The organism is uncultured Veillonella sp. (genome assembly GCF_905209685.1).
Classification (GTDB): Bacteria; Bacillota; Negativicutes; order Veillonellales; family Veillonellaceae; genus Veillonella.
Map to the genome: position 1 here is coordinate 1 of NZ_CAJLUB010000026.1, position 17,711 is coordinate 17,711.

13 protein-coding genes are annotated in these 17,711 nt (G+C 41.4%); all 13 read right to left on the reverse strand.

From position 1 onward, the window contains the following. Positions 1 to 212: 212 nt before the first annotated feature. The 13 genes from QZ055_RS03575 to QZ055_RS03635 all read right to left on the reverse strand — a co-directional run bounded on the left by QZ055_RS03575 (position 213) and on the right by QZ055_RS03635 (position 17,679). Complete coding sequence (locus QZ055_RS03575) at positions 213 to 1,166, reverse strand: magnesium transporter CorA family protein (protein WP_295824685.1); 954 nt, start codon at positions 1,164 to 1,166, stop codon at positions 213 to 215. A 292-nt stretch (positions 1,167 to 1,458) separates the two neighbouring features. Then, positions 1,459 to 3,588, reverse strand: coding sequence for a heavy metal translocating P-type ATPase (locus tag QZ055_RS03580; RefSeq protein ID WP_295824686.1), 2,130 nt, complete (start codon positions 3,586 to 3,588; stop codon positions 1,459 to 1,461). A gap of 255 nt (positions 3,589 to 3,843) precedes the next feature. After that, on the reverse strand, positions 3,844 to 5,376 hold the full coding sequence (locus QZ055_RS03585; RefSeq protein WP_363178694.1) for a glycine betaine ABC transporter substrate-binding protein: 1,533 nt from the start codon (positions 5,374 to 5,376) through the stop codon (positions 3,844 to 3,846). Positions 5,377 to 5,547: 171 nt separating this feature from the next. Continuing rightward, positions 5,548 to 5,880: a YolD-like family protein gene (locus QZ055_RS03590; protein ID WP_295824690.1), complete on the reverse strand. Its 333-nt coding sequence runs from the start codon at positions 5,878 to 5,880 to the stop codon at positions 5,548 to 5,550. 81 nt (positions 5,881 to 5,961) lie between these two features. Continuing rightward, entirely contained in the window at positions 5,962 to 7,245 is a 1,284-nt protein-coding gene (locus QZ055_RS03595) for a DNA repair protein (RefSeq protein ID WP_295824692.1), read from the reverse strand. A 219-nt stretch (positions 7,246 to 7,464) separates the two neighbouring features. Next, a complete protein-coding gene (locus tag QZ055_RS03600) occupies positions 7,465 to 7,890 on the reverse strand; it encodes a hypothetical protein (RefSeq protein WP_295824694.1) in 426 nt (141 codons plus the stop codon). A gap of 216 nt (positions 7,891 to 8,106) precedes the next feature. Continuing rightward, positions 8,107 to 9,465, reverse strand: a complete 1,359-nt coding sequence (gene dnaB / locus QZ055_RS03605; RefSeq protein ID WP_295824696.1) for a replicative DNA helicase — start codon at positions 9,463 to 9,465, stop codon at positions 8,107 to 8,109. Between the two features lie 69 nt (positions 9,466 to 9,534). Beyond that, positions 9,535 to 9,981 carry a 50S ribosomal protein L9 gene (rplI, locus tag QZ055_RS03610; protein WP_004694699.1) on the reverse strand — a complete coding sequence of 149 codons (447 nt, stop codon included), beginning with the start codon at positions 9,979 to 9,981 and terminating at the stop codon, positions 9,535 to 9,537. Next, positions 9,978 to 12,005: a DHH family phosphoesterase gene (locus QZ055_RS03615; RefSeq protein WP_295824697.1), complete on the reverse strand. Its 2,028-nt coding sequence runs from the start codon at positions 12,003 to 12,005 to the stop codon at positions 9,978 to 9,980. The genes rplI and QZ055_RS03615 overlap by 4 nt, the downstream gene beginning before the upstream one ends. A gap of 16 nt (positions 12,006 to 12,021) precedes the next feature. Continuing rightward, positions 12,022 to 12,981 carry a DUF2232 domain-containing protein gene (locus tag QZ055_RS03620; RefSeq protein WP_295782298.1) on the reverse strand — a complete coding sequence of 320 codons (960 nt, stop codon included), beginning with the start codon at positions 12,979 to 12,981 and terminating at the stop codon, positions 12,022 to 12,024. A 196-nt stretch (positions 12,982 to 13,177) separates the two neighbouring features. After that, positions 13,178 to 15,352: a ribonuclease J gene (locus QZ055_RS03625; protein ID WP_119206778.1), complete on the reverse strand. Its 2,175-nt coding sequence runs from the start codon at positions 15,350 to 15,352 to the stop codon at positions 13,178 to 13,180. Positions 15,353 to 15,704: 352 nt separating this feature from the next. Beyond that, positions 15,705 to 16,784 (reverse strand): DUF805 domain-containing protein, encoded by a 1,080-nt coding sequence (locus QZ055_RS03630; RefSeq protein WP_295824700.1) that lies wholly within the window; start codon positions 16,782 to 16,784, stop codon positions 15,705 to 15,707. 103 nt (positions 16,785 to 16,887) lie between these two features. After that, entirely contained in the window at positions 16,888 to 17,679 is a 792-nt protein-coding gene (locus QZ055_RS03635; RefSeq protein ID WP_295824702.1) for a uracil-DNA glycosylase, read from the reverse strand. Positions 17,680 to 17,711 lie beyond the last annotated feature (32 nt).

Genomic DNA, 17,711 nt, shown 5'->3' on the forward strand with positions numbered 1-17,711 from the left:
GGAGTCACTGGTTTTCAAGACCAGCTCCTTAAACCACTCGGACACCTCTCCATAACGGTATTATTATATCAGATTGGCCCAATAATAAGCAATAACGTAATATCGTACAAGAAAAAAAGCTGGCTCAAAGCCAGCTTTTTCATGTGTATTTGTTATTAAAGTAATGTTTCAACTACTTACTATTGAATTGAGTATTCAGCTAATAATCAACATTAGAACAAGTCTTTTTTCCACATCCCAATAATAGCAATAATAGAGCAAAGTAGTGCAATGCCTACAACCTCATAGAATCCATTCGGATCCTCTTGGAATGGCAATGGCACGTTTGTTCCCCACAAGCTAAATACGATTGTTGGCACCGCCATAGCAATAGTAAGGGTCGCCAACATTTTCATAACCAAGTTAAGGTTATTGGAAATAATGGATGTGAAGGCGTTCATCATGTTCATCAAGATATTGGAGTACATTTCAACCATTTCGATGGCCTGTTTATTCTCGATGATAACGTCCTCTAGTAAGTCCTCATCCTCTTCGTACATCTTGAGAAGATGTTTATAGGAACTATGACCACGCAAGCGCAATAGACGTTCCATAACGGTACCATTCGTGCGCAATGCAGATGTAAAGTATGTCATGGATTTCTGTAATTCCAACAATTGGAAGAAGTCTTTATTCTTTGTAGTATGACGCAATTGAATTTCAATATCGTCGGTACGGCGGTTGATTTGTTGCAAGTAGCGCAAGAACATAGTTGCTGTGCGATACAAGATTTGGAACAAGAAACGCGTCTTTTTGTATGTATAGAACGTAGAAATCTGATTAGAAATAAATGGATACAACACTTCAGACTCTTCTAAGCAGATAGTAATGAAGAAGTCTGGCGTCAAGAAGATACCAAGCGGCACTGTATCGTACATATCGTTACCGCGAACAACTGGAATATTGATAACAACAAAGATATAATTGTCCTCTAACTCCACGTGAGAACGTTCTTCCATATCGAGGGCGGTCTTTAAAACGTCCGTTGGAATTTCTGTCAAAATATTGATAAGGGATAATTCATCGGGGTCTGGGTTCACCAAATTTACCCAAGAACCTTTTGTGGCATCTGATACAGTGCAATCTGAAACTAACTCTTCTTCTATGTGTTTGTACACCGTGATCATGCTATCCCTCCTTCCAACGAACTTATAGTAATCATCTAATAAATTATATACTATTTTATAGCTATTATTCAATTCAATTGTGAAAGTTTTGTTTATGTCGTATATACATATACAAATTTATGTCTATTTATGATGTACATATGTATATACATTTAATTTGTTCTAAGCAATAAAATAACCTCTACACTAGCTTTCACCAGTATAGAGGTTATTTGTTATATGCTAATCTTTCAGATTAGAAGAATGTCATTTGTTATGGTTCTATCTTGATTTTAAGGATACTTTCACCATATTAACGGCGCAAGATACGAATAGAGTTCAAGATACAAAGGATGGATACGCCAGTATCACCAAATACTGCCCACCACATGGATGCATAGCCCATGAGGCCAAGCGCCATGATAAGGATTTTTACAGCAATAGCGAATACTACGTTTTGCCATGCTACGCGCAACGTCGCTTTGGACAAGTCAAGGATATGTGCAATAGCAGTCAAGGACGGACGCATGAATACAACGTCTGCCGCTTCGATAGCTGCATCAGCACCGCTACCCATGGCGCCACCAACATCAGCACCAGCAAGTACTGGAGCATCGTTGATGCCATCCCCTACGAACATAGTTGGACCATATTCAGAGCGAATATCTTGTACTACGGACAATTTATCTTGAGGCAACAATTGAGCGCGAACAGCACTTACACCAGTTTCTTTAGCGATGTAATTTGCACTTGCTTCAGCATCACCTGTAAGCATAACAGTTTTAATATCTTGACCATTAAGATCAGCAATCGCTTCAGCAGAGTCTGGGCGAGCTTCATCGGCGATGATGATGCGACCTAAGTATGTATTACCTTCTGCGACAAGAACTTCTGTGCCATATTCAGCCGTTTCTGTTGGATAGCCTTGAACCGCATAGCGTTCCATAAGACGACGGTTACCAACAAGAACTTGTTGGCCATCAGTCATCCCTACCATACCTTCGCCTGCCAACTCTTGAACAAAGTCGGAAGCCTCTACAGTAATGCCTTGTTCTTTTGCTTCAGACACAATGCTTGTTGCGATTGGATGCGTAGAAACGGCTTCAATAGCTGCCGCCATGGATAACAATTGACTGGAACTTACATGAGAGCCTACAGTTTCTACGCTGTGAACTTTGAACTCACCAGATGTGATGGTACCAGTTTTATCAAGAGCTACTGCTTTTACATTAGCCAACGCCTCGATAACACGACCACCTTTAAGCAAGATACCGTGTTTAGACGCATTGCCAATACCGGAGAAGAATGCAAGTGGCACGCTAAGCACCAATGCACATGGGCAAGAAATAACGAGGAATGTTAAGGCTGTGTAAATCCATTTATGCCATTCACCTGTAATAAGGGATGGAATAATGGCAACAGCAAGAGCAAGGAATACAACGATTGGTGTGTACACGCGAGCAAAACGCGTAATGAAGCGGTCGATTTTAGGTTTAGAAGATGCTGCATTTTCCACGGCATCAAGAATTTTAGTAACCATGGATTCTTCAAGAACCTTATCTACACGCATCGTAATGCGACCAGATTCGTTGATGCAACCAGACATAAGTTGAGTACCAGGTACGGCGCGAACTGGCACAGGCTCACCTGTTACAGGAGCTGTGTTAACGCGAGTTTCACCTTCAAGCACTGTGCCGTCTAGAGGAATCAAATCGCCAGGGCGAACCTCGATAGTCGAGCCTACCTCAACCTTTTCAGGAGCCATAACTACGATTTCACCACCGCAGCATGTATCAACAACACGCACCTCTTGTGGACGCATATCAACAGCGTTCATGATTTCTGTACGGCTACGATCTGTGGCTTTATGTTCAAAGAACTCACCGATACGGTAGAACAAGATAACGCCTACGGCTTCAGGCAATGCATCGATAGCAATAGCGCCCAATGTAGCGATAGACATCAAGAAGTTCTCGTCGAACACTTGGCCTTTTAAGATATTGCGACCTGCGATACGCAATACTGGGAATGCAAGAAGAATATAGGCAATATAGTAAATTGGAGTTTCGATAGACTCTGGCAAGCCGATGGACGGCACAACTGTAGTCAATCCTTCGTAGGCCATGAATAACAAGCCTGCTACGATAACTGCAATTGTTACTGCATCACTGCCGTGATCGTGATCATGACCGTGGTCATCCATAGCCGCTTTAGATTTACGCTCGTAATCGGCTACTGTTACGCCCTCTTCGATGGAGTCACAAATATCTTGAATATCGCGTTTTAATGCTTCACGGTCTTCCCAAGCACCAGTTAAACGCAATTGATGTGTTGCTACTGTGAAGTTAGCAGATTCAATACCATCCATTTTGCGGATGCGATCTTCAATTTTTGCTGCGCAGTTCGCACAGTTTAAATCCTTCAGCAATAATGTTTCTTCCATGATATCTCCTTTGATAATAGTGAAAGCTTCTTTCCTGTATTATAAGTTAATTTATTGTCTATTTCTAATACTTATTAGACATATCTTGTTCCATATCTTTTTAGATATGTTCCTAAACATTTTTCATCAGATATTTTTACTTATATGAATATCTGTTCATATGTTTATATTACATCAAAGGAGATTAAATGTCAATACAAAATCATATTCAATATATATCAAATTTTATTTACTTTAGTTCTAACTATATTCACCTTAAATCAAATTTCGTTCTACCAAGAATTTATGTGCTACATCAGCTGGCAGTTGATGTTCCGTTTCAACGGCGTAATTCATCTTCGCCATCTCTTGATCTGTAATCGTATGATTCAAACTTTCTAATACAGGGCGCAGTTCAGGATGAGCAATCAATACTTCGCTACGCACCACATTACCAGACATATAAGATGGATATAAATGTTTATCATCTTGTAACACCGTAATCGGTGCAATACTTAATTGACCATCAGTCGTGAATATCGGCATTGCATCCACCTCATCACGACCAATAGCCGTATATTTTAGCCCTATATCCATATCTTTAGTAGCTTTAAAGCTCATGCCATACACGCGTTGTAATCCAGCATAGCCATCCTCACGTCCAAAGAAATCATATTCCCCTCCTAATGTTAGGGATGGTGCTATACGAGCAAGATCAGAATACGTTTTTACGCCATAACTCTGAGCAATTTCATTACGCACCCCTATGCCATAGGTATTATTAAAACCGTACATGCCGACCCATTCAAAATTATATTTCTCTTTATAGGCCTGTGAAAGCTCATTAAATAAACTTTCATCATACGTATCCGTGCGTTTTAGCACAGCAGACCAAGCCGTACCAGTATATTCAGGATATATATCAAATTGGCCGGAAAGCATAGCTGGTTGAATATTTGATGTACCACCACCTACACCTTCTGTAACCTCTACAGTTAAATCAGTCTTCTTCTCGATTAATTCTTTTAAAATATTCCCCAAAATAAGCTGTTCCGTCATAGGTTTCGTTGCAATATGAATAACATCGGTCTTCACATGACGGCAATACATAGCCCAGCCACCTATACCCATCGCAATTATCGTCATAATCGAAACAAATATAATCGTATAGCGCTTCATATGAGGGCTAATACGCGTTACTCTTTCACCTAGAGAAAAGAGAGCATCAACGGTAATGGCTAATAGGGCAATCAGTAGACTGCCTGCAATCGTCAAAGTACTTTGATTCGTTGTAATCCCCCTATAAATCGCCACACCTAAGCCACCAGCACCAATAAAGGATGCAATACCGGTCAAGGCAATGGTCATAACGAACATAGTCCGTATACCAGCCATAATAGTCGGCATAGCCAAGGGAATCTCTATATTCCACAAACGTTGAATCCGCGTAAGACCTAAGGCAATTCCCGCTTCACACAGAGATTCTTCAATTTGGTTAAGACCAGTAAATGTATTTCGTACCATCGGTAATAAGGCATAGATAACCAATGCAATGATAGCGGTCGTATTACCAACACCCGATACATACAACAAAAGGCCTAACATCGATATAGATGGAATCGTATATAGGAAATTAACTACTACCATAACGGGCACAGCTAGTCGTTTATATTCGTATATAAACACACCCAATAATCCACCGATGATGGTAGCAATAACAGAAGCTAATACTGAAATTTCTATATGCTCCCATAATAACTGGAGGAAAAAATCATAGCGATTGATAAGTAATGATATGACCTCATGCATTACAGACACCGCCTTTCTCATAAAACAATACAAAGAGTATATATAGTCATATAACAGCTAACCATATAGGGTGTTTTATACGAGAATATAATTAAATTACAACTCTTTTCATCATTGTATACCGAATCACACCTTAACTCTAGCCCTTAAGCCATATATAAAGACAACTCTTTATATTGTCATATCATACAGATTCAATTCCTTAATATATCTAAAGGGAATATCTGTGCCTTGGACAGATATAATTTGCATTTGCGCACTAATCATATCAACAGCCCCTATAAGCTCTGTATATCTTTGTTTATTGTAGTAAACAATTCGTACCCATTCTCCGCAATGTATAGTCTGTAAAATTTTATTTAACTCATCTATTTGATCCTCTGACAGCTCCACTCGTGCCTCCTTAGACCGTGCAACAGCTGACAATAAAGTCTCAAAGCCCTTCAATGCCGCAAAGGGCATAAATTGTTTCGCCCGTTGTAAACGAGACATACGATGTTTCATTAATGTATACCTCTCCTTATGCGACTAATCTATTTTCAATTGCTGTTCTTCGTTTAATTGCCATGGTATCCATTACACTATTTATTCTCCATTATGGCCACCTACTAATGTATTTCTAAAGCGCATTGTCCCTTCCTCTTGTAAGCTAGAGGCCCGCAGAATAGAATTTTTACCGAACTGTTCCTTGATGGATAGCATGGCCTCTTGTACTTGTCGCTCCTTTTCCTCTGTATCTGTCGTAAGGGCGCTAAATAAATCCTCCTCTTGAGGGATTGCGGAACGATTCACCAAATCCTCAAAGCTTATTCCAATACGACGGATAAACTCATTTTTATGGCAATGCTGCTCATATAATTTAATAACAGCCGCCGTCAACGTCTGCAGAGAATCTGTATATTGTTTAAGCTTCTTAGAACCTCCTGTGGAGCGCACCATTTCATCTGCATAGCCGATATGAACGTGAATATGGTTCGTAACCCCTTTAATTTGTAAAAGCTCTAGTACCAAGGACTCCACCATTTCCCGCATAGGTACATACGCCTCTTCGTACGTATAGTTACGCAATAAAATCTGGCTATGTGAGATAGAATGCTTAATAGGACGATATGCATGGATATCTGCAATCGTACAAGGTTCACGGCCCCAAGCATGATCAATGATGAGCTCGGCGTTAACGCCAAATTCCTTATATAGCTTAGCCTCTGGAACCATGGTAATACCATGCAAATCATACGCGCCATACTTGTGCAAACGATTGGCTATGCCGTTACCAATCTGCCAGATGTCAGTCAAGGGCTGATGATACCAGATTTTCTCTTTAAAGAGGCTTTCATCAAGATACCCTATAAAATCAGGCGCATGTTTTGCGAGAATATCGAGAGCAACCTTGGCGAGGAATAAATTCGTGCCAATCCCAACAGTAGCATAAATCTTGGTCGCCTCTAGTACCGCATCAAGTAGCATCTGCGCCAGCTCACGAGGCGTTTTCTTGTAGAGTGGCAAGTAAGGCGTAATATCGATAAAATACTCATCGATAGAGTATACATGCACATCCTCAGGCGCCACATACTTGAGCAAAACCCCGTAAATCTCAGCAGACACCTGCATATACCGCTTCATATGAGGCTTCACCGTCAAATACTCAATGTGTGGAGGAATCTCAAAAAGGCGACTGCGATTCTTAACACCTAACTTTTTTAAGGCCGGTGAAATAGCCAATGTAATAGCCCCTTTGCCACGAGACCCATCGGCCACCACCAAAGGCGTCGTAAACGGATCCAGCCCCAAATCGGCGCACTCCACAGACGCGTAAAAACTCTTCAAATCAATGCACATATACATTCGATCCGTATCAGCTGAACCCATACAAACACCTCCTCAAACCGCTAAATACCTGAAGTTTATAAGAATTACAAGAAGAATAATTTCTATGATTAGTATAACAAAAATACAGAGTATTTTCAAACATATGTTTGTTATTATAAAGGTAAATTTATAGAAAATAAAAAGCACCTAACACTAGATATATAATCTAATGTTAGATGCCTATGTGTTTAACACATTATTAAATATAGCTATTTATTTCTATCTAACGAAATCCAACATCCCCAAAAATACCACTAGTCCTAATGCAATTGAAGCAAGGCCATACACAATAGTTATCCTTACATTATCTATACTTACTTCTCCATTTTTTGCAAGCACACCTGTCGGACTAAATAGAACTACAGGTCCACCGATTGGTCCAAAAGGAATATAAAACTCTACACTTTCAGCAGTATGAGTCTCACCATTCAAGATATACTTAATATCATAACCATAAATATATTTATCCATACCACGAGCTAATGGTATTTCCTTTATAACTCGTGGAAGTATAGACACAATCGTTACCGGAGTTCCATTGCGACGTAATACAAATCGTTTGATAATTAAATACAACCCACTAAGTATTAACCAAAGAGCTACACAACAGAAGTAAAATACAAAAAACTCCATGCCGCTACTCATCACGCGCTCCTTTCCCAACAATACAATGAAAACTATCTAGTTCTATTATATATTGATGGGGCTTATTTTGCTAACGTAATACAAAAAGAGCACCACCTATCGAGGGGCGACTTACGTGTCGTTTGGAGCCACGAGATAGGTGGTGCTTTTTTGTAACTAAGTTGTCGAAATAAAGTCGGGGCCCCATCAATATAGGCACACCCACGATAGTTTTCATTATTGTTCCGGCCCCATGTCTCGGAATTCCACGTCTCTAAATTGAGTTAATTCCCCAATGAATTGGAGTTCCACGGTACCGACGGAACCATTACGGTGCTTACGAATAAGGACTTCTGCGTTGTCCCCTTTTTCGGAGTTTTCATCGTAATATTTATCGCGGTACAAGAAGATAACGATATCCGCATCTTGTTCAAGAGAACCAGATTCACGAAGGTCAGATAGTACAGGCCGTTTATCTGGTCTGCTTTCAACACTACGAGACAATTGAGATAATGCAATGAGCGGCACGTTAAATTCACGAGCAATCAATTTGAGGTTACGAGAGATTTCAGATACCTCTTGTTGACGGTTCTCGCTGCCCTTACCGGAGTTGCGGCCTTGCATCAACTGAATATAGTCGACGATAACGAGATCGAGACCATGTTCCACCTTAAGACGGCGCAATTTAGAGCGCATATCTTGCACGGTAAGGCCTGGTGTATCATCAATAAAGAGCTTAGATTTGCTCATGCGATCCGCTGCAGCGATAACCTTTTCCCAGTCAGTAGGGTCCATGTTCGCACGGCGCAATTTTTCAGAGCTTACACCTGCCACGGAGGATAGAATACGACCAACGAGCTGTTCCTTGCCCATTTCTAGGGAGAAGAATGCTACCGTCTTGTCGTACAACATCGTTACGTTTTGAGCAATATTCAAGGTGAAAGCTGTTTTCCCCATCGCAGGACGGGCTGCTACGAGGATGAGGTCAGATTTTTGTAGACCATTGAAGACATGGTCCACATCTTTAAATCCTGTTGGAACGCCTGTAATAGCACCATCATGCTGTTGCAATGCATTTAATTTATCTAAGTTAGATAATACAACCTCCCCAATAGGAGCAAATGATGATTCGGCCTGTGTTTGACCACTTACGTCCAATACCATTTGTTCCGCCTTGTTAAGGATAGCCGTTGGCTCATCTTCGCCAGCGTACGTCATGCCTACGATTTTATTCCCTGCATCGATAAGGCGGCGCAACTGAGCTTTCTCACTAATGATTTTCGCATGTTCCTCTACATTATAGGACACAGATTCATTGGCGAGAGATGTAATATAAGCAAGGCCACCTACCGCATCGAGACGTTTACGACGATCTAGCTCTTCACCAACCGTGATAAAGTCCGCCGTCTTGTTAGCATGCACGATTTCTAAGATAGCATCATAAATAATACGATGCGCATCGCGGTAAAAGTCTTCAGATTTTAGAATACTCGTCACTGTATCAACAACGGCACCCGAGTTGGATCCATTCGTTAATAAAGCCCCCAAAACGGCTTTTTCCGCATCTAAATTATGCGGTGGAATGCGTACATCCATGATAATCCCCTTTATAAAACCACTATGGATAAAAGAATTCACCATACTCAAAGAGCATGGTGAACACTATTATTCAGCTACTACGTTAACCTTGATAGTACTTGTAATTTCAGGATGAACACGAACGAGTACGTCATGTACGCCTAATGTTTTCAATGGTTCTTTGATTTCGATTTTCTTTTTATCGATATCTACTTTGTATTGCGCTTTAGCTGCATCGGAAATATCTTTTGCAGTAACGGAACCGAATACACGACCTTCTTCGCCCATGCGAACTTTTACAGTTACTTCAACCTTAGTCAATTGAGCTGCCAAGATTTTAGCTTCGTCATTGGCAACAGCTTTATTGTGAGCGATGGATTCTTGCTTTTGTTTCGCATTATTTACGTTAGTTGCTGTACCTTCAAGGCCAAGACCTTTTTTGATCAATACATTACGGCCATATGCATCGCTAACTTCAACGATTTCGCCTTTTTTACCAACCTTTTTAACGTCTTCTAACAATACTACTTTCATTGTTCTTCCTCCTCTTTCTCTGCGGAATGAAGGGCTTCAAGAGCATGATCTAAAATAGCCTTCTTCGCTTCCTCTATCGTCATACCTTGTAGTTGCGCACCAGCCACGGTTCTATGACCACCGCCACCCAAGGCTTCCATTACAACCTGTACATTTACCTTGCCTTTGGATCGAGCGCTAACGCCGATACCGCCGTCATTCAAGGAATACAGTACAAAGGCTGCTTCAATATCTTCATTACTGATGAGCATATCCGCACTTTGCGCAGCTAATGCCATCATATCCTTCAAACCTTCCGGTGCTACAGAAATAGCAATCCCTTCAGTTCGACTGGCTTCAAATACCATTTTAGCACGCAATTGGATGGAATCGAAGGTTTCAATAAATAATTGTTTAACCTTTTCAATATCCGCCCCTGCACGGCGTAAGAATGCAGCCGCTTCAAAGGTACGGGCCCCAGTTTGTTGAACAAAGTTTTTCGTATCCAATACGATACCCGCATAAATACCTGTAGCTTCAGCTTTTGAAAGTTTTACGCCACCACCTGCATATTGTACAAGCTCTGTTACGAGCTCAGACGTAGATGATGCAGTTGGTTCCAAATACGTAAGCAATGGATTTTCAACAAAGTCCGCTGCACGACGGTGATGGTCGATAACGATGCGTCGTTCAGAAATTTCAAGCGCCTCTTGAGCAGCTACCATTTCTTGACGATGCGTATCACATACGATAGTGAGCGTATTCGCATCTACCCATGCTTTTGCTGCATCAGGGGTAATAATATGTTCCGTCCAGAACTCATCTTCTTTCAGAACAGTCACCATTTTGTCGATGGCGCTCGTTTCTTTTGAAAGCACGATGCGCAATTCTTTACCCAAGGTACGTGCAATGGCTACAACACCGATAATACCACCTAATGCATCGTAGTCTTCACGTTTGTGACCCATTACAAGAATTTTATCGGAATCGAGCATAAGCTCATGTAAAGCTTGTGATACAACACGAGCACGAACGCGCGTATTCTTCTCAACACCAGCTGTATTGCCACCGAAGAAGCGGGTACTTTCACCATCCATAATACACACTTGGTCACCACCGCGACCTAATGCGATATCTAAGGCAGCACGAGCACGACTAGACACCTCTTTTACAGAGCCTACATTCTCGCTAATCCCCACAGAAATCGTAGCTGGCACTTGACGAGGAGAAGGCAATTTACGAATGCGTTCAAGCACTTTAAAGCCATTTTCCTCCATCTCATGAAGGGCGCCACGAGAAATAGCAAAGGTATACATATCGTCTTGGAAGTTACGGATAAAGCCTTCATAGCGGTCAATTTCATCCATAATAATATTGTTAATATCTGCCCAAACACTAGTATACTCACGGTCACTAAGACCTTTAGTCAATTCTTCGAGATTATCGATTTGAATCATGCCCCATACAGGCTGATCCTCTTCAGCTTTAATGCGGGCCTTTTCGAGAGCCGTAATGTCCTTAAAGTACAGAGCCATTACTGCATGTTCGGCCAATTCATCTTCACTATGAATATCTGGTCGCGTATCGCGAGGGTCGATGAATTTATAGATAATTTGGAAATATCTTTCATCATATTTCTCCGTCATATATCCGGATTTGCCCCAGATTTTATCAATACGGAATCCAGGCAATAGAGCAGACATTTTTTGGAATTTATTCCAGTCTACTGTAACCCAGTCTGCAAAGACGCTATTATTCCATACCAAGGTGCCTTGTTTATTAACAAGGACAATGCCCATCGGTAAATTTTGTAAAGCAAAGTTAGAAGCTTGTGTGACGTTTTTCATCATCGCCCCAAACTGTTCTCTTGCTAAACGACGCCGGTTATGAAGGGTATTGTAGTTAACCAAATATGCCGCTACTACGATAATTAATGCTAAAACTGCAACAGCCCAGTTCAAATAGGCCAGCAATAATAACAACAATACGATAACGGTAATAATGGTAACTTCTAAACCTTCCCATTTTCGTTGAAAGGATTTCATAACGGCCTCCTTTCTGTTACAAGCTACGTTTTTGGAAACGTACTCGCATATCTAAAAACATATCTAAAATACCATATATAACGAGTGCCATAGGACTCATCACATACAAGAAGCCTATAATAGCAAACTTAAAGATGCCTGCCAAGTTATAAGACTTCATAATGGATAGCAAACATGTAATGCCATTTAGACCACATATCATGCCACCAAATAAGGCAATATTGAGGCCTACATCGGAAAGGATACCATTAGCATAGCCTAGATACTGTCCGCCATAAGCAAGGATAATACCTACTGCTAATACACCAGCACCCCAAATCGGCATGCGCCATGTATCCATCGTTGGCAATGTACGCATAACACTATTTGTACGACGACCAATATAGCATACAAGCTTAGCTGAAATATAGGTTACGATTACATTGGCAGCAAACCAGTATGCTAACAGCATACGCTTTGCCTGATCAAAAGCAAAATCTAAGCGGTTAATATACTCATTCATTTGCTCTTGTGTCATAGGTTGCTGTTTCACAGACTCAATAATAGCATTCTTAAGGTCTACATCAATCATATGATTAATCTGAGATAAATCAAAGGATGTAAGTCCTGCAGACACGAGAATCCCTATAAGGCTCGTTAACGTAAGTGCAATAGCTGGTATAACAATGAGCTTACCAAAAGACCAATTGGCTCTGAAAGCTTCACCGAGGAAGATACTAGGCAAGGAATATGCCAAGATGGTCGCCATTGCCATTAATGGACCTACTAAAAGGGAAACAAGAACGAATGCTACCACTGATGCAGCACAACTATATCGGCTGCCCCAACGGATACCAATGATTGCGATCCCAGCTGGCGCAACCAAGGTTGCTAACAAACTGAGGATAGGAACCGTAGAACCTACTATGGTTAACATAACAACGATGGCCGATACAAATGCTGTTTCTACCATCGCTCTTGTATTTGTTTGTTTCATAAATCTCCATTCTAAATAAAAGAAGATAGATTAATTGGTATCTTTTAATTATAACAGTTTAAAAAGGTAACTTCAAATACCCTATGTAGTAGACAAATGCGATAGCACCGCTATTTATGGTAGATTCGAATAGTTCCTTTTAACATGTTAAAAGTACCACACCATGAGGTGCGGTACTTTCATATATTGTATTTGATTATACGTCTTGAATAATCGGCAAAATCATAGGACGACGGCGAGTTTTATCATAGAAGAATTTACCCAATGCGTCACGTACGTTTTGCTTAATAGTAGTCCAATCTTTGATGCGTTGCATTTCGCATTCTTCAAGGACTTGGTCTACGCGGTGTTCTGCAGCAATCATAAGTTCTTCTGCATCGCGTACGTATACGAAGCCACGAGATACGAGGTCTGGACCAGCTACGATTGTACCAGAAGCTTTGTCCATCGCCATTACAACGATAACCATACCTTCTTGAGCCAATTGTTGACGGTCGCGGATTACGATGTTACCTACGTCACCAACGCCAAGGCCATCTACGAAGATAGCACCAGCTTGTACACGACCGGCTTTACGACCACCATCTTTATCGAACTCAAAGATTTGACCATTGTCGCCGATAAGGACTTTCTTAGGATCTACGCCCATAGCAACACCGAGTTCACCATGACGGCGCAACATACGGTACTCACCATGAACTGGGATGAAGTATTCTGGACGAACAAGGTTAAGCATTGTTTTAAGCTCTTCTTGGCTCGCATGACCAGATACGTGGATACCACGATCTTTACCGTATACTACATGACAACCTAAGCGAAGCAAGTTATCGATTGTTCTACCTACAGCACCTTCGTTACCAGGAATTGGTGTAGCAGAGATGATAACAGTATCATTCGGCGCCAATTCTACAGTACGGTGATTGCTAGTAGCCATACGGGACAAGCCTGCCATCGGTTCGCCTTGAGAACCTGTTGTTAAGATCATGATTTGATCATCCGTGTAGTTGTGCATTACATCTACGTCGATGATTGTATTTGGTGGAATGTTCAAGTAACCGCGTTCTTGAGCGATTTCTGTAACATTTACCATGCTGCGGCCCATAACGACAACCTTACGGTTATACATAACTGCCGCATCAATAGCTTGTTGAATACGGGATACGTTAGATGCGAATGTAGCCAATACAACGCGGCCTTTCGCTTCGCCTACAGCTTGTTTAATAGCAGGACCTACGGAACTTTCAGAACCTGTAGTACCTGGTTTTTCAACGTTTGTAGAGTCAGACATCAAGGCCAATACACCTTTATTACCGAGCTCAGCAAATTTGTGCATATCCATCAAACGGCCATCAACTGGCGTTTGGTCGATTTTAAAGTCCCCTGTATGAAGTACAGTACCGATTGGTGTATCGAAGTACACAGCACAGGAGTCAGGGATGGAGTGGTTTGTTTGGATAAAACCAACCTTCACTTGACCAATTTGAACTTCATCGCCTGCAGCAATAGTACGAAGACATTTTGGAGATACCTTATGTTCTTTAAACTTGCCTTCAATCAAACCACAAACGAGATTTGTTGCATATACTGGGCAGTTAATTTCTTTCATAAGGTATGCCAAGGAACCAATATGGTCCTCGTGACCATGGGTAATTACGACAGCTTTCACGCGATCCTTATTCTCGATGATATAGCTCATATCAGGAATAACGATATCTACGCCAAGCATGTCTTCGCTAGGGAACGCAAGACCAGAGTCGAGAACGATGATTTCGTCCTCATATTGGAAGATGGTCATGTTTTTACCGATTTCACCAAGACCGCCAAGAGGGATGATTTGGAATTTACCCTTATTAGCGCCATTTGGTGTACGACCTACTAATTCCACAGGAGCCTCTTGATTGTTGCGATTTGTAGAGCGATTATTTGGACGGTTGTTATTACGGTTTTGACTATTGCGACCATTGTTAGAGCGCGTATTACGCGTATTTTCACTACGTTCACCACGTGGTGCACGAGTTTGACGAGGTTTACGTTCTGTACGTTCTTGACCTTCACCTTGCTCAGCATTGCGACGTGTATTTGTACGGCGTGTCGTATTAGTACGACCACCATTTGCATTTGTACGAGTATTTGTACGGCGTTGGCGTGTTGTGCCTTCACCTTCACCAGCTGCATGTTGACGAGTACGACCCTCGCCAGCAGGGCGGCGTGTATTAGTACGGCGGCGAGTCTGTTTATGTTCGCCTTCAGCCGCAGCTGTACGAGTAGCAGGTTTTGCTACTGTTGGTTCTGCTTTCACTTGTGCAGTAACCTGATTATCTGTTGTATTCACAGTTCCTCCTAAAATTTTGTTCATTATTTTATTTAACATAGTTTCTTTTCTCACCTATCACTTGAATTGATCTATGCTATGGAGGCCACACAAAGAAAAAGGCGCTAAAATACTAGCGTCTCGTCAAATGGGCGCAAAAATGCGCTATCAATTTTTGCCGTTCCTAGTGTTGTTGTGACCATTTGCCATAGCAAATGAGTATATTGCCGTCATTAGACATGTCAGCCGCGACGGGTACGTTCTCTTCGTTCCAATCTAATGGGTTTTGCAATATAATCCGATCGATTTTGATGAAAGCCTCGCTTTCATACGTTACTGTTATTGTAACATAAAAATAGCGTTAACAAAAGAGGGTAGCCCCCATGTTAACGCTATTTCGATATATCATATTCTATTTGTCATCGTCTGGCATAGTTTTGTAAAAGCCTTCTATACGCCAAGCACCATTCTCTTCAATGACAGAAATATAGCGCTTCATCGGCGTGGATTCTACAACACCGGCGCCAACCTTTGTAGTTTGTAGATTTGCATCAAAGACAATTCGTTTCAAATCCCCTGTGCGACTCACTCGTGTAACACCTAGGGACACTACATCCACCTTTGGAGCCTGTTTCATGGACTCTAGCCATTTTTGCTTCTCCACTGGATTTGTACTAGCTTGGCTAATGATATAGGTGAAAGCCTTGTCATAGTCCTTATTATTTACGGCATCAAAATAATTCTGTACAGAAGCGCGCGATGCTTCTGCACTACCTTCACCAACGATGGAGTTTGTAAACCATCCGTCAGGGAATACCTCATTAGCGGGTCCCATCGCACGTAAAAATGCACCAAATGCACAGATTACTACAACAAGTAACCCCACAAGAACACGTGTTGTTAAAGCACTACTCGTAGGAGATGCTTTCATAATAGATGCCAAGCGCTTATCTATGACGATATGTTGCAATGCACTACCGTATTGATTGTCTTGAGGCTGACCTTTTAAGCATAATAAGCCTAATAAGATCAGTGGCCCTACAAAGGGAATGAGAAACAGTAATAATGTAGCACTACTTTTACCCGTATCATGGAGACGTCGTACAGATAGCGCAATCAAAGGCATCAAAGAAACTAAACTAAGTATAGCAACGATAAGACCTGCTAATCCGATTAGATATGGACCCGTATGGAATATGGCTGTTAAGCCATAAAATACTGCTAGCAAGCCGACAATAGCAATATGCCACAACAATAGAAACTGGAAAAACTCTCTACGAGAGGCACGTCCATCCGTATCCATAAACTTTTTTCCCATTACATAGAGGAATGTATCCTTATAACTCATTTGGTAATGGGCGAAAGGATAGATTACATCGCCTTCTGGCGCGATACGCTCCACCTCTGTTGCCACTGTATACTGCCCACAGGTAGGGCAAAACATAGCCGCCTCATCACAATAATGACGGCAAGCATCACAATAACGTTTCATAAACTTCTCTCCAAAACTCTCTAAACATGCTCTTAAAAGCTCTCTCCAAAATGTTCTCTTAAAAGCTCAAGCTCTTGAATACGTAAGAACTTATCAAACTATATTATCTTAAATACGTATCTACAGCCTCTGCAAACCCTTGTCGATAGAGATTAGCCCCACCGTTTGCAGGGTGGCGCAAGCCAATAGCAGACAGTCCAAATTTGCCCATTGTATCAGCAGACTTTTGCCCTACTGCGAGCATAAGAGGTTCTACACCGCCTAGCTCTAGATGTAAATCTAACAAGCGTTTTGTGTACTCCCAACCTAATTGTTGTTCTCTCTCCGTAGGTGTACGGTTCGTCAATGGATTTCCATCCTTATGTGGATGGAAAGGGAATATATTCCACAACAATGTATCATAGGGGTCGATACCTTTTTCTACGATAGCACTCCACACCACCGTATCAGTAGGTTCATTAAAGCCATCCTTCTGCTGTGTTCCTTTTAATAAAGAGCTAGTAGGAGAACTAGTGCGTTCCAATCGAATAGTCGTGACATCCTTCGCACGAATGGTTTTATGCTTATCTAATAGCATTCTCTCACAAGTAATAGCAATACCTGTAAATCGTCCCCCTTGATACCCTACAGCCTCAGCCACTACAAAGACCTTAGCGCGACCTAAACGAGGCAATAAATAGGCTACCAAATTATCTCGACGCACTTGAGCCGCATCAAAACCATCTGTAACGATCTCTAAATCGGGATTTATCTCGCCCCAAGGATTATGAACGAGACTACCTTGATACTGGGCAAGCCAATCCACAAAACCGCGCACCTTTTCTACACGCTTTGTATCAAAGGACGCTATATATTCATCAAAAGACATGCTCTTCTCTAACTCAAATAAAGACATACAGCCTCCAGTTTAAATTTCATATGTTATTA